At 66.3% G+C, this 20,596-nt stretch carries 17 protein-coding genes; 13 read left to right on the top strand and 4 right to left on the bottom strand.

The genetic code is table 11. The features are described 5' to 3' along the window. Nucleotides 1-18: 18 nt before the first annotated feature. From ACQR0W_RS22855 to ACQR0W_RS22830, 6 genes are all read left to right on the top strand, one after another. On the top strand, nucleotides 19-1,797 hold the full coding sequence (locus ACQR0W_RS22855) for a PQQ-dependent dehydrogenase, methanol/ethanol family (RefSeq protein ID WP_315825300.1): 1,779 nt from the start codon (nucleotides 19-21) through the stop codon (nucleotides 1,795-1,797). Between the two features lie 67 nt (nucleotides 1,798-1,864). After that, entirely contained in the window at nucleotides 1,865-2,395 is a 531-nt protein-coding gene (locus ACQR0W_RS22850) for a c-type cytochrome (protein ID WP_316187328.1), read from the top strand. Beyond that, a complete protein-coding gene (locus ACQR0W_RS22845) occupies nucleotides 2,392-3,024 on the top strand; it encodes a hypothetical protein (RefSeq protein WP_315825299.1) in 633 nt (210 codons plus the stop codon). The genes ACQR0W_RS22850 and ACQR0W_RS22845 overlap by 4 nt, the downstream gene beginning before the upstream one ends. An 81-nt stretch (nucleotides 3,025-3,105) precedes the next feature. Continuing rightward, entirely contained in the window at nucleotides 3,106-4,659 is a 1,554-nt protein-coding gene (locus ACQR0W_RS22840; protein WP_316187329.1) for an AMP-binding protein, read from the top strand. A 37-nt stretch (nucleotides 4,660-4,696) separates the two neighbouring features. Then, nucleotides 4,697-5,635, top strand: coding sequence for an AEC family transporter (locus tag ACQR0W_RS22835; RefSeq protein WP_315752391.1), 939 nt, complete (start codon nucleotides 4,697-4,699; stop codon nucleotides 5,633-5,635). Nucleotides 5,636-5,663: 28 nt separating this feature from the next. Then, nucleotides 5,664-7,376, top strand: a complete 1,713-nt coding sequence (locus ACQR0W_RS22830) for a thiamine pyrophosphate-binding protein (RefSeq protein ID WP_316169831.1) — start codon at nucleotides 5,664-5,666, stop codon at nucleotides 7,374-7,376. 4 nt (nucleotides 7,377-7,380) lie between these two features. Here ACQR0W_RS22830 and ACQR0W_RS22825 read toward each other — a convergent pair whose 3' ends face one another. Then, a complete protein-coding gene (locus ACQR0W_RS22825; RefSeq protein WP_316169830.1) occupies nucleotides 7,381-8,691 on the bottom strand; it encodes an MFS transporter in 1,311 nt (436 codons plus the stop codon). 154 nt (nucleotides 8,692-8,845) lie between these two features. Between ACQR0W_RS22825 and cyoA the strand changes: the two genes are divergently transcribed. Genes cyoA through ACQR0W_RS22790 form a run of 7 tightly spaced genes read left to right on the top strand, consistent with a single transcriptional unit; the run spans nucleotide 8,846 to nucleotide 15,792 of the window. Then, nucleotides 8,846-10,021, top strand: a complete 1,176-nt coding sequence (gene cyoA, locus ACQR0W_RS22820) for a ubiquinol oxidase subunit II (protein WP_316169829.1) — start codon at nucleotides 8,846-8,848, stop codon at nucleotides 10,019-10,021. A 24-nt stretch (nucleotides 10,022-10,045) separates the two neighbouring features. Next, on the top strand, nucleotides 10,046-12,055 hold the full coding sequence (cyoB, locus tag ACQR0W_RS22815; RefSeq protein WP_316169828.1) for a cytochrome o ubiquinol oxidase subunit I: 2,010 nt from the start codon (nucleotides 10,046-10,048) through the stop codon (nucleotides 12,053-12,055). After that, nucleotides 12,052-12,681: a cytochrome o ubiquinol oxidase subunit III gene (gene cyoC / locus ACQR0W_RS22810; protein ID WP_316169827.1), complete on the top strand. Its 630-nt coding sequence runs from the start codon at nucleotides 12,052-12,054 to the stop codon at nucleotides 12,679-12,681. The genes cyoB and cyoC overlap by 4 nt, the downstream gene beginning before the upstream one ends. Then, complete coding sequence (gene cyoD, locus ACQR0W_RS22805) at nucleotides 12,678-13,037, top strand: cytochrome o ubiquinol oxidase subunit IV (protein ID WP_315752397.1); 360 nt, start codon at nucleotides 12,678-12,680, stop codon at nucleotides 13,035-13,037. The genes cyoC and cyoD overlap by 4 nt, the downstream gene beginning before the upstream one ends. Further along, nucleotides 13,037-13,870 (top strand): SURF1 family protein, encoded by an 834-nt coding sequence (locus ACQR0W_RS22800; protein WP_316169826.1) that lies wholly within the window; start codon nucleotides 13,037-13,039, stop codon nucleotides 13,868-13,870. The genes cyoD and ACQR0W_RS22800 overlap by 1 nt, the downstream gene beginning before the upstream one ends. A 46-nt stretch (nucleotides 13,871-13,916) precedes the next feature. Then, a complete protein-coding gene (locus ACQR0W_RS22795; protein WP_316169825.1) occupies nucleotides 13,917-15,269 on the top strand; it encodes an ATP-binding protein in 1,353 nt (450 codons plus the stop codon). After that, on the top strand, nucleotides 15,259-15,792 hold the full coding sequence (locus ACQR0W_RS22790) for a response regulator transcription factor (protein ID WP_315713466.1): 534 nt from the start codon (nucleotides 15,259-15,261) through the stop codon (nucleotides 15,790-15,792). Before ACQR0W_RS22795 ends, ACQR0W_RS22790 begins: the two co-directional genes overlap by 11 nt. Nucleotides 15,793-15,813: 21 nt before the next feature. Here the strand turns inward: ACQR0W_RS22790 and ACQR0W_RS22785 are convergent, their stop codons facing one another. Genes ACQR0W_RS22785 through ACQR0W_RS22775 form a run of 3 tightly spaced genes read right to left on the bottom strand, consistent with a single transcriptional unit; the run spans nucleotide 15,814 to nucleotide 20,575 of the window. Next, nucleotides 15,814-17,775, bottom strand: coding sequence for a MacB family efflux pump subunit (locus ACQR0W_RS22785; RefSeq protein ID WP_316187330.1), 1,962 nt, complete (start codon nucleotides 17,773-17,775; stop codon nucleotides 15,814-15,816). Then, nucleotides 17,775-19,058: an efflux RND transporter periplasmic adaptor subunit gene (locus ACQR0W_RS22780; RefSeq protein ID WP_315713464.1), complete on the bottom strand. Its 1,284-nt coding sequence runs from the start codon at nucleotides 19,056-19,058 to the stop codon at nucleotides 17,775-17,777. The genes ACQR0W_RS22785 and ACQR0W_RS22780 overlap by 1 nt, the downstream gene beginning before the upstream one ends. A gap of 41 nt (nucleotides 19,059-19,099) precedes the next feature. Continuing rightward, nucleotides 19,100-20,575: an efflux transporter outer membrane subunit gene (locus ACQR0W_RS22775; protein WP_315713463.1), complete on the bottom strand. Its 1,476-nt coding sequence runs from the start codon at nucleotides 20,573-20,575 to the stop codon at nucleotides 19,100-19,102. Between the last annotated feature and the right edge of the window lie 21 nt (nucleotides 20,576-20,596).

The raw sequence follows: 20,596 nt of genomic DNA, 5'->3' as shown, positions 1-20,596 counted from the left end.
TAATGGGAGAAGGAAACGATGAGGACTAACGTCAGGTCGACCCTGCGGGCGGTGCTGCTGGCCAGCGCAGCCTTCGCCTGTTTCCAGCTTGCATCGCCGGCGCAGGCCGCCGACGAGATGACCCCCGAACGGCTTCTCAACGCCGACAACGAAGCCGGCAACTGGCTGCACCATCATAAGAACTACTCGGGCACACGGTTCTCGGCGCTGAAGGAGATCAACAAGGATAACGTCAAGAACCTGAAGGTCGCCTGGACGATGCATCTCGGCGGCGTCGAGGGCGGCGGCATCTGGAGCCACGGCGGTCTCGAAGGCACGCCGATCGTCGAGAACGGCATGATCTACGTCACCGACGGCTGGGGCTCGGTCTACAAGATCGACGCGCGCGGTGGCAAAGGCCAACTGGTCTGGAAGATGGATCCGAAGACGGATCACGACTGGGCCGGTGCGATCGCCTGCTGCGGCGTCGACAATCGCGGCGTCGCGCTGTGGGGCAATCTCGTCATTTCGCACACGCTCGACGGCCGCCTGATCGCGACCAACAAGGAGACCGGACAGGTCGCCTGGCAGCGCCAGGTCGCCGATCCCGACAAGGGCGAGGTGATCACCGGTGCGCCGCTGATCGTGAAGAACATGGCGATCTCGGGCGTGGCCGGCGCCGAATACGGCATCCGCGGCTGGATCGCGGCGACCGATCTCGGCACGCAGAAGGAGGTCTGGCGCACCCACACCATTCCGGGGAAGGGCGAGCCGGGCAGCGAGACCTGGAAGGACAGCAACGACGCGGCCGCGGCCGGCGGCGGCTCGACCTGGGTGACCGGGACCTACGACCCGGCGACCGACACCATCATCTGGGGCGTCGGCAATCCCGGTCCGGACTGGGACAACGCCTATCGTCCGGGCGACAACCTCTACACCGACAGTTCGCTGGCGCTCGATGCCAACACCGGCAAGATCAAGTGGCACTATCAGCACACGCCGAACGATCCCTTCGACTATGACAGCGTCGCCGAGAATGTCCTGGTCGATGTGCCCGCGCCGAACGGCTCCACCCTGAAGCTCGCGCTCGAGGCCGACCGCAACGGCTTTGCCTATGCGATCGACCGCACCAGCGGCAAGTTCATCTGGGGCCTGCCCTTCGTCAAGAAGGTGACCTGGACCAAGGGGCTCGATGCCGAGACCGGCAAGCCGATCGAGTATGATCCGAAGAACCCGGTGCAGCGCTACAATGCGTCGGTGTCGCCGCATCGTGAGAACAAGGTCGCGGACATCTGCCCAGGCAACATGGGCGGCAAGAACTGGCCGCCGACCTCGTACAATCCGGACCTGAAGCTCTGGTACATCCCGGTGATCGAGAGCTGCAACCGGATCACCGTGGAAGAAGCGACCAAGGACAAGCTGAAGCCGCGCGAGTTCTGGACCGGCGGCGGACCGAGCCAGCCGTTCAAGATCACGGGCAGCGTGACCGCGATCGACGTCACCACCGGCAAGATCGCCGGCAAGATGGAGACGCCGTTCCCGAATCTCGGCGGCATGCTGTCGACGCCTGACCTCGTCTTCACCGGTCAGCCCTCGGGCGAGGTGATGGCGCTCGATGCCAAGACCCTGCAGAAGCTGTGGGAGTTCAACACCGGTGGCGGCGTCAATGCGCCTCCCGTGACGTTCTCGGTCGACGGCAAGCAGTATGTCGCGATCCTGGTCGGTCTCGGCGGCGCCTGGGACAAGTGGTTCATCGAATCCACGCCCGAGCTGAAGAAGATCCAGCCCGGCTCGATGCTCTACGTCTTCTCGCTGTGAAGTCGGCTGCGGAGCGGAGGCATGGCCTCCGCTCCGCCTCCTATCCCCTGTTCGACAAGAAGATCAGATGAAACTCAGTGCGATCACGTTCGCCGTGACGTCGGCTCTCGTCCTCGGCTCCGCTTCGCTCGCGTCGGCGCAGTCCGCGGCGCCGGCGGATCCGACCGAGGCCGGCAAGGCCGTGTTCAAGCGCGCGAACTGCGTCGGCTGCCACAAATGGCACGGCAATGGCGGTGGTGGCTATGGCGGCGACGCGCTGTCGCTGCGCAGGACGCAGCTCACTCGTGACCAGATCATCGAGACCGTGACCTGCGGCCGGCCCGGGACGGGCATGCCGTACTTCGCGCGCGGCTCCTATGACACGGCGAAGTGCTACGGCATGAGCCGCCAGGATGTCGGCGAGCGCATGCCGCCGGAAGGCGGCGTGTTCCTGCGGCCGAACGACATCGAGGCGGTCGCGGACTACGTGCTCGCGCACATCAAGGGGCGCGGCGAGCCGACCTACGACGAGTGCACCGCCTTCTTCGGCAACACGTCGCGGGTCTGCGATATCTACAAGGCGAATGCCACCAAGCCTGCAAGCGAGCCATCGAAATGAAGCGGTCGACCTGCGCTGCGATCTTCGCCACGTTCGTGCTGTCGTTCGTGATGCACGCGGCCTCCGCGCAGGCGGTGCCGAACTACGATCTGCGTGACATCACCGTCGGCATGCCGGTCGGCGACCTGCCCGATCAGGGCTATGTCAATCTGACTTGCGCCAAGGATCCGAATCGCAAGCTCAATGCGTGGTCGGCATGGCGCGACTGTCCCGCGGACGAGCAGGCGCGGCACGCGGTGCGCTTCGATTTCGATCCGGAGACCAGCCAGGACGGCACAAAGGTGGCCGGTCATCCCGTGCTGCTGACGGTCCTGGTCGACGACAAGGGCACCGTCACCGGCCTGACGATCGAGACCGATCCGAAGGCGCGGCTCTATATTCGCAAGAAGGCGTTCCTGCTCGGCAACCAGGTGAAGTCGCGCTATGGCGCCGAGGGCTGGGAGTGCAAGGAGCAGCAGCCGACCGCAGGCGAGCAGCCCGTCGGGGGCGTGTTCCTGCGCGAGGTCTGCAAGAAGACGGTGCCAGGCCGGACGCTGACGGTCGAGCGCGAGCTGTTCCGCAAGCCGGATCAGGACGCCAAGAGCTTCGTCGATCAGACGCTGGTGCGGATCACCAAGGATATCAACTAATCCGCCGCCGACCTTCATCGCGCTCCGCTGGAGGCGCGCGCCAGTCGGCGTCGTGAACCCGGTTGCCGGGAGGAAACGACGATGAGGGATCTCTTGAATTTCGGGCAGATGCTGTCGGCCCATGCGCGCATGTCGCCGGAGCGCACCGGTGCCCGAGATCTCGAACGTGCGATGAGCTTTGCGCTGTGGAACGAGCGCGCGTGCCGGCTCGCAAACGCGCTGCTCGGGCTCGGCCTTGCCAAGGGCGATCGGGTTGCGATCCTTGCCTACAATTGTGTCGAATGGTGCGAGATCTATGCAGCCACGGCCAAGGCCGGCCTGGTGGCGCTGCCGATCAATTTCCGCCTCACCGCGCCCGAGATGCAGTTCATCGTGCAGAATGCCGAAGCGGCCGCTGTCATCGTGCAGGACGAACTCGTGGGCCTGGTCGAGGAGACGCGCAAGGATCTTGGCATCGCCGACGACCGCTTCATCCACTTTGGCACCAGGCCGCGCCCGGCCGGCTATCGCGGCTACGAGGACATCATCGCGCAGGCGTCGTCCCGCGAGCCGGAGCAGCAGGTCGCGCTGTCCGATCCCTGGACGTTGATGTACACCTCGGGCACGACCGGCAAGCCCAAGGGCGTGCTGCGCAGTCATCGCAGCGCCGTGCTGCTGTCGATGGTCACCGAGATCGAGCTGAAGCTGAACCGCAACGACGGCGCGCTGTTGGTGATGCCGATGTGCCATGCCAATTCGCTGAACTTCTTCGGCGCGTTCGGCTATATCGGCGGCGTCAACTCGATCTATTCGCGCAAGAGCTTCGATCCCGAGCACGCCGTGACGACGCTTGCCGATGGCGGCTCCACGTTCACGTCGCTGGTGCCGACTCACTACATCATGATGCTGGATCTGCCGCGCGCGGTGCGCGCGCAGCATGATTTCAGCGCCGTCACCAAGCTGATGATCTCCTCGGCGCCGGCGCGCCCGGAGACCAAGCGCGAGGTGATGGAGATGTTTCCGAAGTCCGGGCTCTACGAGCTGTATGGCGCGACCGAGACTGGCTGGGTCACCATGCTGCATCCGCATGAGCAGTTCACCAAGCCCGGCTCGGTCGGGCGCGAGTGTGTCGGCGCCGCACCGATCCGCATCCTCGACGAGGCCGGCCACGAGGTGCCGGACGGCGAGGCGGGCGAGCTCTATTCGTCGAACGCGCACACCTTCGACTGCTATTGGCGCCTGCCGGAGAAGACCGCGGAGGCGTTCCGCGGTGACTATTGCTCGGTCGGCGACATGGCGCGCCGCGATGCCGACGGCTACATCCATCTCGCCGACCGCAAGAGCAACATGATCATCTCGGGCGGCGAGAACATCTATCCCTCCGAGGTCGAAGCGCAGGTCGGGGCCCATCCGGCCGTCAAGGACATCGCCGTGATCGGCCTGCCCGACGACAAATGGGGCGAGCGGGTCCATGCCGTGATCGTGGCGCGCGACGGCATGGCGGTGAAGGAGAGCGACCTGGTCGAATGGGCGAAAGAACGACTCGCCGGCTTCAAGCGACCGCGCTCCTACGCCTTCATCACCGACGCCGAGATGCCGCGCAACGCGACGGGCAAGATCCTGCATCGCGAGCTGAAGAAGAGATTCTCGCAGTGAGTCGCTGCAATGGCTTACGGTCTGATATGTAGTTGCGATGCAGGCCGTCCTCAATTCCGCCCTTCCGATCTTCGCGCTGATCCTGACCGGATTCCTGTGTGGCTGGTTCGGCGTGTTCGATCGCACCGCGACCGACAATCTCAACCGTTTTGCCGTCTATCTGGCGCTGCCGGCGCTGATCTTCACCGCGATGTCCAAGATCGGCGTCGAGCAGGTCAGCCAGTTCGGCTTCATCGGCGCGTTCTGCGGCGGCATCGCCGCGACGTTCGCGACGGGCTTCGTGATCAGCCGTCTGCGCGGCCGGCGCGTTGCGAACGCCAGCATCGAGGGGCTGGACGCCGGCTACAGCAATGTCGGCTTCATGGGCATTCCGATGTGCCTCCTGGTGTTCGGTCCGGACAGCGCGCCGGCCTCGATCATCGCCACCCTGTTCACGGCCTGCGTGCTGTTCCTGTTCGCGATCGTGGTCGTCGAGATGGATCTGCAGAAGGGCGCCACGCTGGGCGCGACGGTCGCCAAGGTGGCGCGTTCGCTGCTGACCAGCCCGCTGTTCATCGCGCCCGTCGCCGGACTCGCGGTCGGCCTCAGCGGATTCTCACTGCCGGCGCCATTCCTCAGCTTCACGACCTTGCTCGGCGGCGCAGCCTCGCCGGCCGCGCTGGTCTGCATCGGGCTGTTCCTGGCACAGGAGCGCGTCGCGACGCGCGATGCGACCTCGATCGTCATCCTCGTCTCGCTGAAGCTCGTGATGCAGCCGGCGGTGACCGCGCTGCTCGCCTTTCACGTGTTCTCGATGCCGCCGCTGTGGTCGCATTCGGCCGTGATCCTGAGCGCGCTGCCGATCGGCTCGGGACCATTCACGATCGCCAAGCTCTACGGCCTGGAGGCCGGCGTCACCTCCGGCTCGATTCTCGTTTCACACATCTTCGCCGTCCTCACTGTCTCGCTGCTCGTGGCCTGGCTCGCGCCGGGCTGATCACGTCACCATCCGCAGGAGTCGTCAGATGAAGATCTCTCCCGACAGTGCCGCCGATCTGATCGCCCGCCTGCTCAAGCGCCGCGGCGTCAGCCGCGTGTTCGCGCTGTGCGGCGGCCACATCATGCCGATCTGGATGCGGCTGGACGCGGAAGGCATCGGCATCATCGACGTGCGCGACGAGCGCGCCGCCGTGCACATGGCGCAGGCGCATGCGGAGCTCACCGGCGAGCTCGGCGTCGCGCTGGTCACCGCCGGGCCGGGCATGACCAACGCGATCACCGGCATCGCCAATGCCCATGTCTCGCGCGCGCCGGTGCTGGTGATCTCGGGCGGCAATCCGCGGCCGCAGGAGAACCGCGGCGGCCTGCAGGACATGGATCACACCCAGCTGGTGCGCTCGATCACGCGCTATGCGCGCACCGTGCGGGAACCGTCGCTGGTGCTGCAGGAGCTCGACGAGGCGATCTCCCGCGCCTTCGGCGACGGCGGCGAGCCCGGGCCCGTTTTCATCGATTTCCCGGTGGATACTTTGCGCGGCATCGTGCCCAAGGCGCTGCAACTGGAGGAGCATCTCGCGCCGAAGCCGCGCGCGGCAGCGCGGCCTGATCCGGCCGAGGTCGAGAAGGCGGTCGAGCTGTTGTGGTCGGCGCGCCGCGTGCTCGTCATCTCCGGCCGCGGCGCGCGCGGCGCCGGCCCTGAGCTGATCGCGCTGCTCGACCGGCTCGGCGCCGTCTATCTCGACACCGGCGAGAGCAGGGGGCTCGTGCCCGACGATCACCCCTCGGTGGTCGGCGCCATGCGCGGCGCCGTGATGGGCGATGCCGATGTCGTGCTGACGGTCGGCCGCCGGCTCGACTTCCAGCTCGCCTACGGCTCCCCGGCTGTGTTCAAGGACGCCAAATTCGTCCGCATCAGCGACACCGCCAGCGAGCTGCGCGACAACCGTCGCGGTGCGGCCGAGATCCTGGCGACACCAGCGGAGACCTTGCACGCGATGGTGTCGCTGGCGGGCAATCGCGAGTCGGCCGTCGATCGGCAATGGGCTGCAAGACTGCGGGCGGCGCATCAGGAGCGCGCGACCAAGCTGAAGCAGAGCATGGCGACGGCGCTGGCCGGCTCCGACGGCCGGTTGCATCCGAATCGCGTGCTCTCGGCCATTCAGGACGCGATCGGCAATGACGCCGTGGTCATCACCGACGGCGGTGATTTCCTGTCCTTCGCCCGCGTCGGCCTGAGCGCGCCCCTGATGCTCGATCCCGGCCCGTTCGGCTGTATCGGCATCGGCGTGCCCTATGGCATTGCCGCGAGCCTGGCCTATCCAGACAAGCCGGTGGTGGTCGCGACCGGCGACGGCGCGTTCGGCTTCAACGCGATCGAGGTCGACACCGCGGTGCGCCACAAGGCGCCGGTGCTGATCGTTGTCGCCAACAATGGCGCTTGGCAGATCGAGGTCCACGACCAGACCGTCACCCATGGCAAGGTCGTGGGCACCAGGCTGCAATTTGCCGATCACGCCGCGATGGCGCGCGCCTTCGGCATGCATGCCGAGCGCGTCGAGACCGAGGAGCAACTCGGCCCTGCGATCCAGCGCGCGCTCGCCAACTGCCCGGCGCTACTCGACATGGTGGTGACGCCGGAGGCGGTCTCGTCCGACGCCAAGACCGGACTCGCCTGGGTGCCGGACCTGCAGCCGCTCGCGGCGTGGGACGAGGCCGAACGCAAGTGGCGGGGCTCGTAGCGCCCTACACCTGCTGCATCTGCCGCGGCGCGCTGAGCCAAAGCGCGAGCAGGGTGCAGACGGCGCCGGACAAGAGATAACCGCCGGCCGAAATCAGGCCGAGATTGGCGGCGAGCACCAATGCCGCCAGCGGCGCGAAGCCGGCGCCGAACAGCCAGGCGAGGTCGGCGGTCAGGGCCGAGGCCGTGTAGCGATAGGTGCGCGCGAAGTTGGCGGCGATCGCGCCCGAGGACTGGCCGAACGACAGGCCGAGCAGGATGAAGCCGAGCACCATGTAGATGGTCTCGCCGACCGGGCCGGCGTCGAGCAGTTGCGGCGCGAAGCCGGAGAACACCGCGATCGCGATCGCCGAGCCGATCAGGAGCGACTTGCGCCCGATGCGGTCGGCCAGCATGCCGGACACCACGATCGCGACGACGCCGAACACCGCGCCGACGGCCTCGATGATCAGGAAGCGCGCCGGGGTCTCCTTGGTGAACAGGAATACCCAGGACAGCGGAAACACCGTCACCATGTGGAACAGCGCGAAGCTCGCCAGCGGCGCGAAGGCGCCGATCACGATGTTGCGACCCTCGTGCCGAATCGTGGTGGCGACGCGTGCCGGCTGCAATTCGCGCGACTGGAACAGCTCGTCATATTCCGGCGTCACCACCATGCGCAACCGCGCGAACAGCGCCACGACGTTGATGGCAAACGCCACGAAGAACGGGTAACGCCAGCCCCAGTCGAAGAAGTCGGCCGCGGAGAGATAACCGACGAAGAACGCGAACAGCACACTGGCGACGATCAGCCCGAGCGGCGCGCCGAGCTGCGGGATCATCGCATACCAGCCGCGCCGGTGCTCCGGCGCATTCATGGCGAGCAGCGAGGCGAGGCCGTCCCAGGCGCCGCCCCAGGCGAGGCCCTGGCCGATTCGCGCCAGCGCCAGCAGCCAGATCGCCGCGGCGCCGACGGTGTGGTAGCTCGGCAGGAACGCGATCGCGACGGTCGAGGTGCCGAGCAGGAACAATGCGGTGATCAGCTTGGCGCTCTTGCCGTAGCGGCGGTCGATCGCCATGAAGATCACGCTGCCGAACGGGCGTGCGATGAAGGCGAGCGCGAACAGCGCGAACGAATACAGGGTCTGCGTCAGCTCGTCGGCGAACGGAAACACGAGGCGCGGAAATACGATCACCGAGGCGATGGCATAGACGAAGAAGTCGAAGAACTCCGACGTGCGCCCGATGATCACGCCGATCGCGATCTCGCCCGGATGCGCCTCATGCGTGCGGGAGAGATGGGTTTCGCCGTCGGCGGTCGCCGCTGCCTGTGTCATCGCGCTGCCTGCAGTCCTCTCATACTCTATTGTCGCCCCGTAATTGTCGTCCTCGGCGCCGCTCCGGTATTGGACAAATTGTCCAATGTCGGCCGTGTCGTCCGGTCGCTACGTGAGGCCTCGTTCAGAGATCCGCCGTGCGACGAGGTTGAGCGTGCGTTACTGGAAATTCTTGGCACTGCTGCCGCTGGGGCTCGCGCTCGGAGGCTGCAATCTGGTCGTGCTCTCGCCCTCCGGTGACGTGGCCGCCCAGCAACGCGATCTCGTGATCATCGCAACCGTGCTGATGCTGCTGATCGTGGTGCCGGTGATGGCGGCAACCGCCATCGTGGCCTGGCGCTACCGCCAGTCGAACCAGGCGGCGGCCTACACGCCGGATTGGGATCACTCCACCCAGCTCGAGCTTCTGATCTGGGCGGCGCCGCTGCTCATCATCATCTGCCTGGGCGCGGTGACGTGGATGGGCACGCATCTGCTCGATCCCTATCGCACGCTCGGGCGCATCTCCGCCGAGCGCGCGGTGACGCCGCAGGACAAGCCGCTCGAGGTCAACGTCGTCGCGCTCGATTGGAAGTGGCTGTTCATCTATCCCGAATATGGCATCGCCAGCCTCAACGAGCTTGCGGCGCCGGTGAACCGGCCGCTCGATTTCAGGATCACCTCGTCGTCGGTGATGAACTCGTTCTACATCCCCGCGCTCGCCGGCCAGATCTATGCGATGCCGGGCATGCAGAGCCGGCTGCACGCCATCATCAACAAGCCCGGCGTCTATCGCGGCTTCTCGGCGAACTACAGCGGCGCCGGTTTCTCCGGCATGCGCTTTGCCTTTCATGGCCTGTCTGATGTCGAATTCGCCGGTTGGATCGAGAAGGCCAAGGCCAGCGGTGCCGGGCTTGGCAAGCCGGACTATCTCAAGCTGGAGCGTCCCAGCGCGAACGAGCCGGTCCGCTACTACGCATCGGTGGATAGCGACCTGTTTCGCGCCATCCTCAACATGTGCGTCGAGCCCGGCAAGATGTGCATGAGTGAGATGATGGCGATCGACGCGAGAGGCGGCATGGGCATGGCCGGCGTCCGCAACACGCTGCCGCTCGCCTACGACAAGTTCGCCGGCCGCGGCGCCGTGTTCGGCGCCGAGCCGAGCTTCGTTGCCGGCGGCGTCTGCCTACCGGGCGATCAGGTCACGCGGATGGCCGACGATTCCTCGCCGACGGTCCTGGCGCCGCTCGACTGGACGCCGCTGCAGGGCCGTGGATTGGAGCGGCCCGGCCTGCTGCGGCCGTCCAAGGCCACCTTCATCACGGGGACAACCTCCAAATCGGATTCGTGACGTCGGATTCGTGAGGGTCACATCATGTTCGACACTGCCAATCTCACCAGGTTCATCTTCGGCCGGCTGACGCTGGAGTCGCTGCCGTTGCACGAGCCGATCATCGTCGGCACCTTCGCGATGGTCGCGCTCGGCGGCCTCACGCTGTTCGGCGCCGTCACCTATTTCCGGTTGTGGGGCTATCTCTGGAAGGAGTGGTTCACGACCGTCGACCACAAGCGCATCGGAATCATGTACATGGTGCTCGGCATCGTCATGCTGCTGCGCGGCTTCGCCGATGCGCTGATGATGCGCCTTCAGCAGGCGATCGCGTTCAACGGCTCCGAAGGTTATCTCAACTCGCACCACTATGATCAGGTGTTCACGGCGCACGGCGTGATCATGATCTTCTTCGTGGCGATGCCTTTGGTCACCGGCCTGATGAACTACGTTGTGCCGCTGCAGATCGGCGCCCGCGACGTGTCGTTCCCGTTCCTCAACAATTTCAGCTTCTGGATGACCACGTCGGGCGCCGTTCTGGTGATGTGCTCGCTGTTCGTCGGCGAGTTCGCGCGCACCGGCTGGCTGGCCTATCCGCCGCTGTCGAATCTCTCCTACAGTCCGGATGTCGGCGTCGACTATTACATCTGGGCGCTGCAGGTCGCCGGCGTTGGCACGCTGTTGTCCGGCGTCAACCTGATCTGCACGATCGTGAAAATGCGTGCGCCCGGCATGACCATGATGAAGATGCCAGTCTTCACCTGGACCTCGCTGTGCACCAACGTGCTGATCGTCGCCTCCTTCCCGGTGCTGACGGCGGTGCTGGCGCTGCTGTCGCTCGATCGTTACGTCGGAACCAACTTCTTCACCAATGATTTCGGCGGCGATCCGATGATGTATGTCAACCTCATCTGGATCTGGGGCCATCCGGAGGTCTACATCCTCATCCTGCCGGCCTTCGGCATCTTCTCCGAGGTGACCTCGACCTTCTCGGGCAAGCGGCTGTTCGGCTACACCTCGATGGTCTACGCCACCGTCGTCATCACCATCCTGTCCTACCTGGTCTGGCTGCACCACTTCTTCACGATGGGCTCCGGCGCCAGCGTGAACTCGTTCTTCGGCATCACCACGATGATCATCTCGATCCCGACCGGCGCGAAGATGTTCAACTGGTTGTTCACGATGTATCGCGGCCGCATCCGCTTCGAGCTGCCGATGATGTGGACGGTCGCCTTCATGCTGACCTTCGTGATCGGTGGCATGACCGGCGTGCTGCTTGCGGTGCCGCCGGCCGACTTCGTCTTGCACAACAGCCTGTTCCTGGTCGCGCATTTCCACAACGTCATCATCGGCGGCGTGCTGTTCGGCCTGTTCGCCGGCATCGCCTACTGGTTCCCCAAAGCGTTCGGCTTCAGGCTCGATCCGTTCTGGGGCAAGATGTCGTTCTGGTTCTGGACGGTGGGCTTCTACTTCGCCTTCATGCCGCTCTACGTGCTCGGCCTGATGGGCGTGACCCGTCGGCTGCGCACCTTCGACGATCCGAGCCTGCAGATATGGTTCATCATCGCCGGCATCGGCGCGTTCCTGATCCTGCTGGGCATCGCGAGCTTCCTGATCCAGATCGCGGTCAGCATCCTCCGCCGCGAGCAGCTCGCCGACGTCTCCGGCGATCCCTGGAATGCGCGCACCCTGGAATGGGCGACGTCGTCGCCGCCGCCGGCCTACAACTTCGCCTTCACGCCCGTCGTCCACGACAACGACGCCTGGTGGGACATGAAGCGCCGCGGCTACGCGCGTCCGCTCGCCGGCTTCAAGGCGATCCACATGCCGAGCAACACCGGTACCGGCGTGATTCTGGCGGGCCTCAGCACCACCATGGCATTCGGACTGATCTGGTACATGTGGTGGATGGCGGCAGGCAGCTTCGTCGCGCTGCTCGCGGTCGCGATCGGCCACACCTTCAACTATCACCGCAGCTTCCACATCCCGGCCGATGAGGTCATAAGCGTCGAGCGTGCGCGCACCAAGCTGCTCGTGGCAGGAGCCAAGTCATGACCGTTGCGATGGGCACGATGAAGGCCGGGGAGCCGGTCTTCTATGTCGTCGACGAGCACGAGCATCCCGAAGGCAGCAGCACGATGCTCGGCTTCTGGATCTATCTGATGAGCGACTGTCTCATCTTTGCGATCCTGTTTGCCGTCTATGGCGTGCTCGGCGCCAAGTACGCCGCCGGGCCGGCGCCGAAGGATCTGTTCGACCTGTCGCTGGTCGCGGTCAACACCTCGTTCCTGCTGCTGTCGTCGCTCACCTATGGCTTCGCGATGCTGTCGATGCAGCGGAACCGCGTTGGCGCGATGCAGGCCTGGCTCGTGGTGACCGGGCTGTTCGGCCTCGCCTTTCTCGGTATCGAGCTGACCGAGTTCGCGCACATGATCCATGAGGGCGCGACGCCGCAGCGCAGCGCCTTCCTGTCGTCGTTCTTCACGCTGGTAGGAACCCACGGCCTGCATGTGACGTTCGGTCTGGTCTGGCTGGTCACCCTGATGGTGCAGGTCAGGACCCACGGCCTGATCGAGGCCAACCGCCGCCGGCTGGTCTGCCTCAGCATGTTCTGGCACTTCCTCGACGTGATCTGGATTGGTGTCTTCACCTTCGTCTATCTGATGGGGATGCTTCGATGAGCTCTGATGCACATGCGCACGGTTCGGCGGACGACCATGCCGGCACGCGCTCGGGCCAACTGATCGGCTTCGGCGCCTCCGTCGTCCTGACGGCGATTCCGTTTCTGCTGGTCATGAACGGCTCGCTCGACAAGCAGGCCACGGCGCTGATCATCATGGCATTCGCGGCCGTGCAGGTCGTCGTCCACATGATCTTCTTCCTGCACATGAACACCAAGGCCGAGGGCGGCTGGACCATGATGGCGCTGATCTTCACCATCATCATGGTGGTGATCGCGCTCAGCGGCTCGCTCTGGGTCATGCATCACCTGACCACCAACATGATGCCGGTGCACGAGATGGGCCAGACGCCGTGATGTCAGCTCCTGCCGACGGGGCAGGGGAACGCGACGAGGCCGGCCGCGGGCGATCCGGCGCGCTGCGGCTCGCGATCGGTGCGGCGTGGGTTGCCTGCGTCGCGATGCTGCTCGCGCTGGGCGTCTGGCAGATCGAGCGGCGGGCCTGGAAGCTCGACCTGATCGATCGCGTCGAGCGCCGCGTTCATGCCGCGCCCGTGCCGGCGCCGAGCCCGGCGGATTGGCCGGCCATCGATCGCAGCAGCGACGAGTACAAGCTGATAACGTTGAGCGGCCGCTTCCTCAACGACCGCGAGACGCTGGTCCAGGCGCTGACGGTCGAGGGCTCCGGCTATTGGGTGGTGACGCCGCTGCAGACCGCCGGCGGCGCCGTGCTCGTCAATCGTGGCTTCGTGCCCGCGGATCGCCGCGCGCCCGCAAGCCGCAGCGCCGGGAACCCGAATGGCACGGTCAGCGTGACCGGATTGCTGCGGATCTCCGAGCCTGGCGGCGGCTTCCTGCGCCACAACGATCCCGCGGGGAATCGCTGGTATTCACGTGACGTCGCGGCGATCGCGGCGGCGCGCAGTCTGTCCGACGTCGCACCATTCTTCGTCGATGCCGATGCGACCCCGAATCCTGGCGGACTTCCAATCGGCGGACTCACCGTGATCTCGTTTCCGAACAACCATCTGGTTTACGCGCTGACCTGGTTTACATTGGCCCTCATGCTGGCCGGCGCCGGGCTGCAGCGGCTCCGCCGCGCGCAGCGTGAGCCCGGCGCGCCGGCAGCGCAGGATGTGGAATGGGATCAGCAGCGGCAGGACATGGGTGGATGCGGGACGGCGTCTTGAGCGATCGACGCTTGCCGTTCTGCCGGCGGAGATCGGACGGGCCCTCATGAGCAGCGAGGCCCCCAATTTGCCGTTCGGAGTCGTGGCCGCGATCGCCACACCCGAGATCAACGCGCCGCTGCCGACCAAGGACGCGACCAACCGCAAGAACATGGTGCTGCTGATCCAGCTGCGCTGGATCGCCGTGGTCGGCCAGATCGTCACCATCGGCTTCGTGACCACCTGGTTCGGCATTGCGCTGCCGGTGCTGCCGATGGCGGCGATCATCTGCGCGCTGGTGGTGCTCAACATCGCCAGCCATATCTGGCTGCGCAGGCGCGACGACGTCGGCAATCGCCATTTGCTGATCGCGCTGATGCTCGACGTGGTGGCGTTGACATCGGAACTCTATCTCACCGGCGGCGCGTCGAACCCGTTCACGTGTCTCTATCTGCTGCAGGTGACGCTGGGGGCCGTGCTGCTCGACGCGCGTTCGTCCTGGTCGCTGGTCGCGCTGACGGTGCTCAGCTTCATCTGGCTCACCATCGAGTACCGCCCGCTGCAACTGCCGCAGCATCATGTCAGCGATGCCTTCACCCTGCACATCACCGGCATGTTCGTCGGCTTCATGCTCGACGCCGTGCTGCTCGTCGTCTTCGTCACCCGCATCAACCGGAACCTGCGCGAGCGCGACGCCAAACTCGCCGATCTGCGCCAGCACGCCGTCGAGCAGGATCACATCATCCGCATGGGCCTGCTCGCCTCAGGCGCCGCGCATGAGCTTGGTACGCCGCTGGCGTCGATCTCGGTCATCCTGAACGATTGGCGCCGCATGACCGTGATCTCTGCCGATCCGACGCTCGCGGAGGATTTCACCGAAATGGAAGCGGCGGTGCAGCGCTGCAAGTCGATCGTGACTGACATCCTGGTCTCGGCCGGTCAGGCGCGCGGCGAAGGCTCGGCGCCGACGACGTTGAAGGCGTTCCTGACGACGTTGGTCGCCGAATGGAGCGCGGCGCGCTCGGCGCGCAATCTGATGTTCCGCAACGAGTTCGGCTCGGATCCGGCGATCGTCTCCGACGTCGCCCTGAAGCAGGCGATCGTCAACGTGCTCGACAACGCGTTCGAAGTCTCGCGCGAGTGGGTGGAGTTCGTGGTCGAACGAGATGGTGATCAGCTGCTGCTCAGCGTCAGCGATCGCGGGCCGGGTTTTGATCCGGCGATGCTGGGGCAACTCGGACGTCCCTATCAGTCGAGCAAGGGCCGCCCGGGCCGCGGCCTGGGCCTTTTCCTGGTGGTCAACGTGATCCGCAAGCTGGGCGGCAGCGTTTCCGCCTGGAACCACCGGGGACGTGGAGCGACCGTCCGGCTGTCACTGCCGTTGTCGACGCTTGTCATTGGAGAGCGCGATGGCGAATGACCTGTCCCTCCTGATCGTCGAGGACGATGACGGTTTTGCACGCACCCTGAAGCGCTCGTTCGAACGGCGCGGCTACGAGGCCGTCGTCGCCGGCTCGCTCGAGGACGTCGACGAGATCCTCAAGGAGAAGACGTTCGGTTATGCCGTCGTCGATCTCAAGCTCGGCGGGGCTTCCGGCCTCGTCTGCGTCGAGAAGCTGCATGCGCACGATCCGGAGATGCTGATCGTGGTGCTGACCGGCTTTGCCAGCATCGCCACTGCTGTCGAGGCGATCAAGCTCGGCGCCTGCCACTATCTGGCCAAGCCGTCGAACACCGACGACATCGAGGAGGCGTTCCGCAAGGCGCAGGGCAACGCGCAAGTGGCGCTGGCCGAGCGCTCCACTTCGATCAAGACCCTGGAATGGGAGCGCATCCACCAGACCCTGATCGAGACCGACTTCAACATCTCCGAAGCTGCGAGACGGCTCGGCATGCATCGCCGGACGCTGGCGCGCAAGCTGGAGAAGCGCCCGGTGAAGTAGATCTGCTATCGCTCGTCCGACCTACTCCCTTGCCAGAGCCGTTGCCGGATCGAGCCGTGAGGCGCTGCGGGCGGGCATGTAGCCGAAGCCGATGCCGATCGCCATCGACGTGACGGCGGCGCCGACCATGGCGAGCGGCGAATAGATCAGCTGGAAGCCGACGCCGAGCGCGTTGAAGACCGTGCCGAAGCCGACCGCGAGCGCAAGGCCCAGCGCACCGCCCAGCAGGCAGACCAGCACCGCCTCGATCAGGAACTGCATCAGGATGTCGCTGCGGCGGGCGCCGACCGCCATGCGCACCCCGATCTCGCCGACGCGCTCCGACACCGACACCAGCATGATGTTCATGACGCCGATGCCGCCGACCAAGAGCGAGATCACGGCGATGGCCGCCACCAGCAGTGTCAGCACCTGCGTCGTGCTTTCGACGGTCTTGCGGATGTCATCGGTGTTGAGGACGAAGAAATCCTTGGCATTGTGCCGCGCCGTCAGCAGCGCCGTTGCGGCACGCTCGGCCGCCGCCATCGGCGTCGCCTCGTCGACGCGGACGCTGATGCTGCGCAGCACCTGGTTGCCGAGGAAGCGCGCCTGCACGGTCGTGTAGGGCAGGTAGACGATCGGCGTGGAGCTGGAGCCGAAGCCGGCCTGCTGCTGCTTGGTGATGCCGACGACGCGGCAGGGCACCTTGCCGATCAGGACCACGCTGCCGAGCGGACTGACGTCGGGATCGGGAAACAGCGCCTTGCGCGCATTGTCGTCGATCACGGCGTCCTGGGCGTAGGAGCGCACGGTATCGGCATCGAGATAGCTACCTTCGGCAAGCTCGGTGTTCTTGACCCGGAAATACTGCTCGCCGACGCCGGAGATCTGGGCGCTGACCTCGATCGCGCCGAACCGCAGCGTGCTGGTGGTCGAGACCGTCGGCGAGATCGCATCGACATAAGGCTGCTGCGCCATGACCTTGGCATCAGCGAGCACCAGCGTCCTGATCTTGCTGGAGCGCGTATCGCCGAAATCCTTGCCGGGAAAGAATTCCAGCGTGTTGGTGCCGAGCCGGTTGATGTCCTTCAGCACCTTGGCCTGCGAGCCCTTGCCGAGCGCCAGCACCAGCACGACCGAGGCGACGCCGATGATGATGCCGAGCATGGTGAGGAATGCGCGCATCCGGTGCGCATTCATGGCGAGCAGCGCCATCCGCGCGGCCTCGCGGAAACGGTCGAGCTGGCTGCGCCACCACGACGCCGCCTGCGCTGCGTGGTCTTCGGTCGCTGCGGCTGGCGCGGGTTCCGAAGTCCGCGGATTGAGCCGGTCTGAAATGACGCGGCCGTCCTCGATCTCGATGATGCGCCGGGCGCGCTGCGCGACGCTCGGATCGTGCGTGACGATGATGACGGTGCGCCCGGAGGCGCTGATCTCGTCGAGGATGCGCAGCACCTCCTCGCCGCTGGCGCGGTCGAGCGCGCCGGTCGGCTCGTCGGCCAGGATCACGTCGGGATCGTTGACCAGCGCGCGGGCGATCGAGACCCGCTGCTGCTGGCCGCCCGAGAGCTGACCCGGCTTGTGGTCGGTACGGCTGCCCATGCCGAGCCGCTGCAGCAGCGCCTCGGCCTTGCGGTGGCGTGCCGCCGGGCCGAGCCCGGCATAGACCGCAGGCACCTCGGCATTGTCGGCGGCGCTGAGTTCGCCCAGCAGATGGTAGCGCTGGAAGATGAAGCCGAAATGCTCGCGCCGCAACGCCGCCAGTTCGTCCGGATCGAGCGAGCCCATCTCGCGGCCGGCGATCCGGTAGCTGCCGGATGTCGGGCGGTCGAGGCAGCCCAGAATGTTCATCAGCGTCGACTTGCCGGAGCCCGACTGGCCGATGATCGCCACCATCTCCCCGCGCGCGATCTGGAGGTCGACGCCACGCAAAGCATGGACCGTGCCTTCGCCGGACGCGTAGCGCCTCCCGACATTCTGCAGGTCGATCAGGACCTCCGTCATCACGCGCCTCCGGGCGGGGGCATCACGGTTCGCTTCGTGCCCTCCTCGGGCGCCGAGATCACGACCCGCTCGCCCTCGCGCAGGCCGGACTGCACCTCGGCCCGGATCTTGTTGTTGAGGCCGACGCGAATGGTGCGCTTCTCCAGCGTTCCTGCGCCGGTCAGCACGCGCACCGTGTAGCTGCCATCGGGATTGGCGTTGCCAAGCGCGGACGACGGAATGGTCGGGACCTTGCGGGCCTCGCCGAGCAGGATGTGGACCTCGGCCGTCATGTAGGTCATCAGCCGCCCGTCCGGATTGGCGATATCGAACACGCCATTGTAGTAGATCGCGGAGGACGTGGTGGACGAGGAGGAGCTGCTGCTCGACGTGGTCGTCGTGCTCGACGAGAAGCTCGAATCGCTCTTGATCGATTCGGGCGCCGGCTCGATCGACCCGAGCGTGCCTTCGTAGCGATGATCGGGCTCGCCCAGCACGGTGAAGTAGACGTTCTGTCCGGGCCTGACCTTGACGACATCGGCCTCGGAAATCTCCACCCGCACGGTCATCGTCTCGACCTGGCCGAGCACGACGATGGTCGGCGCCGACTGCACCGCATTCACGGTCTGGCCCTGCTGGGTGACGATCGACAGCACGGTGCCGTCGATCGGGGCCGTGATCTTGGTGTAGCCGAGGTTGACGCGCGCGGTCTCGATCGCGACCTCGGCCTCGACGATTTGCGCGTCGAGTTGCGCGATCTGGGCCTGGGTCTGTTTGACGGTCGCCTCGGCACTGTCGTAGTCGGCGCGCGACGAGGCCTTCTGCGCCAGCGTGACCTGCTGCCGCGCCAGGTTCGCCTCGGCCAGCGCCAGGGTGGCGACCTTCTCGTCACGCTGTGCCCGCACGCTCCGCAGGCTCGCCTCGTTGGTGCGCAGCGTGTTCTGCTGCGTCAGCGAGTCGATCTCGGCGATCAGATCGCCGGCCCTGACCTTCTGTCCCAGCTTGACGTTGAGCGCGACCAGCCGTCCCGACGCCTGGGCGCCGACCGCCACAAGCTTGACCGGCTTCAGCGTGCCGGTGGCGAGCACGGTCTGCTCGATGTCGCCGGTCGTGACGGGCGCGGTGACGAGATTGGCGTTGGGATTGCTGGTCAGCCTCATGACCAGCACGATCGCGGCGGCCAGAACGACGAGCGCTCCGGCGATCAGCAGCGGCCAGCGGCGTGGCCGCTTCGGCTTCGGCGCCGGCGCGAGGCCGCCATCGACCGCGACCGGTCGGGGCATGTGGGATAAGGGTGCGTTCATCGGATCACTTCGGAGGCACTTTTTGAAGTTCAGATCGTAGATTATTTGGGCGCGACGGCCTGTGCGAGATGCGGGCCGGTGCCGCTGTCGACGACCTCGGGCAGCGAGCTGTCGATCGCTGCGGTCCAACCGCCGCCCAGCGCCTTGGCCAGCGCCACGTAGTTCTTCGCGAGCGTAGCGCGGCTCGCGAGCAGGCTGTCCTCGGCGGTGAATTGCGAGCGCTCGGCATCGAGCACGTCGAGGAACGTGCTGGAGCCGGTCTGGTAGAGCGAGCGCGACAGCCGCGCGGCCTCGCCGTAGCGCTGCGCCGACTCGCTCAGGCTGCGGATGCGAATGCGCTCCTGGCCGAGGCTCACGATGGCGTTCTCGACGTCTTCGAGCGCGCTCAGCACCGCGCTGCGCCAGGCGACGTGGTATTCGTCGCGCTGCGCTTCCGCGACCTCGACGGCGGCCTGCAGCTTGCCGCCGTTGAAGATCGGCACCGAGACGCTCGGGCCGATCGACCAGCCGATCGTCGAGCTCTTGCCGAGATCGCCGAGCTTCAGCGCCGTGGTCGAGACCGTGCCGGTCAGGCTGACATCCGGGTACAGCGCGGCGGTGGCTTGGCCGATCTTCGCGGTGAACTGCGCGAGCTGCCGTTCGGCCTTGCGCACGTCGGGCCGCATGACCAGCACGTCGGCCGGGATGCCCTTCGGCAGCGGCAGGCGCGGCGATGGGATCGGCGTCGCACGCGACAGGCGGAGATTCAGGGCCGTCGGGTCGCGGCCGAGCAGGACGCCGAGCCGATGCACGGCCTGCTGATAGCTGCTCTCATAGGTCGGGATGGTTGCTTCGGTGCTGGCGGCCAGCGCGCTCGCCTTGGCGGTGTCGACGGCCGAGGCAGAGCCGGCATTCTGCTTGCGCTCGGTCAGCGCCGCGGTCTCGCGCTGCGAGGCGGCAGTGCGCCGCGCCAGCGCCGCTCGCGCCTGGTAGGCGCGGGCATCGATGTAGTTGGAGGCGACGTCGCCGAGCAGCGTCAGCAAGGTCGCGCGCAGATCGTCCTCGGCGGCATCGACGCCGTAGGTCGCCGCCTCGACCGCACGGCGGTTGGCGCCGAACAGATCCAGCTCCCAGCTCGAATCGAAGCCGGCCTGGTACTGGCTGTAGGTGGTCGGAGCGATCGCGATGCCGCTCGTCGAGCTGCCGGCGCTGCGGGTCTCCGTTGCCGTGCCGGTGCCGCTCACTGTGGGAAACAGCGCGCCGATGGCCTGGCGCTGCGTCGCCCGCGCCTCGCGGATGCGCGCCTTGGCGGCGGCGACGTCGAGATTGCCGGCAACCGCCTCGCTGATCAGTTGATCGAGCAGGTCATCATTGAGGTTGCGCCACCAATGCGCGAGCTTCAGCGTCTGCGCCGGCCGATTGCGGTCGCTGCTCCAGCGCTTCGGCACGCCGAACTCAGGCGTCACGTAATCGGGGCCGACGGCGCAGCCGGCGAGCAGCGGCGTGGCGAGGCAGAGTGCGAGCAGGACGGGCTTCACGGCGGCTGATACTATCGCGGT

The sequence above is a fragment of the Bradyrhizobium sp. HKCCYLRH1034 genome (assembly GCF_051168375.1).
Taxonomy (GTDB): domain Bacteria; phylum Pseudomonadota; class Alphaproteobacteria; order Rhizobiales; family Xanthobacteraceae; genus Bradyrhizobium.
The sequence above is the reverse complement of the archived record's forward strand: the minus strand, read 5'-3'. Positions and strand labels throughout refer to the sequence as shown.

Bases quoted from the DNA above. Each gene is read 5' to 3' on its own strand.
- ACQR0W_RS22785 (WP_316187330.1), bottom strand. From the start codon at position 17,775: ATGACGGAGGTCCTGATCGACCTGCAGAATGTCGGGAGGCGCTACGCG.
- cyoB (WP_316169828.1), top strand. From the start codon at position 10,046: ATGTTCGACACTGCCAATCTCACCAGGTTCATCTTCGGCCGGCTGACG.
- ACQR0W_RS22855 (WP_315825300.1), top strand. From the start codon at position 19: ATGAGGACTAACGTCAGGTCGACCCTGCGGGCGGTGCTGCTGGCCAGC.
- ACQR0W_RS22800 (WP_316169826.1), top strand. From the start codon at position 13,037: ATGTCAGCTCCTGCCGACGGGGCAGGGGAACGCGACGAGGCCGGCCGC.
- cyoC (WP_316169827.1), top strand. From the start codon at position 12,052: ATGACCGTTGCGATGGGCACGATGAAGGCCGGGGAGCCGGTCTTCTAT.
- ACQR0W_RS22840 (WP_316187329.1), top strand. From the start codon at position 3,106: ATGAGGGATCTCTTGAATTTCGGGCAGATGCTGTCGGCCCATGCGCGC.
- ACQR0W_RS22850 (WP_316187328.1), top strand. From the start codon at position 1,865: ATGAAACTCAGTGCGATCACGTTCGCCGTGACGTCGGCTCTCGTCCTC.
- ACQR0W_RS22835 (WP_315752391.1), top strand. From the start codon at position 4,697: ATGCAGGCCGTCCTCAATTCCGCCCTTCCGATCTTCGCGCTGATCCTG.
- ACQR0W_RS22845 (WP_315825299.1), top strand. From the start codon at position 2,392: ATGAAGCGGTCGACCTGCGCTGCGATCTTCGCCACGTTCGTGCTGTCG.
- ACQR0W_RS22790 (WP_315713466.1), top strand. From the start codon at position 15,259: ATGGCGAATGACCTGTCCCTCCTGATCGTCGAGGACGATGACGGTTTT.
- ACQR0W_RS22825 (WP_316169830.1), bottom strand. From the start codon at position 8,691: ATGACACAGGCAGCGGCGACCGCCGACGGCGAAACCCATCTCTCCCGC.
- ACQR0W_RS22780 (WP_315713464.1), bottom strand. From the start codon at position 19,058: ATGAACGCACCCTTATCCCACATGCCCCGACCGGTCGCGGTCGATGGC.
- cyoD (WP_315752397.1), top strand. From the start codon at position 12,678: ATGAGCTCTGATGCACATGCGCACGGTTCGGCGGACGACCATGCCGGC.
- ACQR0W_RS22830 (WP_316169831.1), top strand. From the start codon at position 5,664: ATGAAGATCTCTCCCGACAGTGCCGCCGATCTGATCGCCCGCCTGCTC.
- ACQR0W_RS22795 (WP_316169825.1), top strand. From the start codon at position 13,917: ATGAGCAGCGAGGCCCCCAATTTGCCGTTCGGAGTCGTGGCCGCGATC.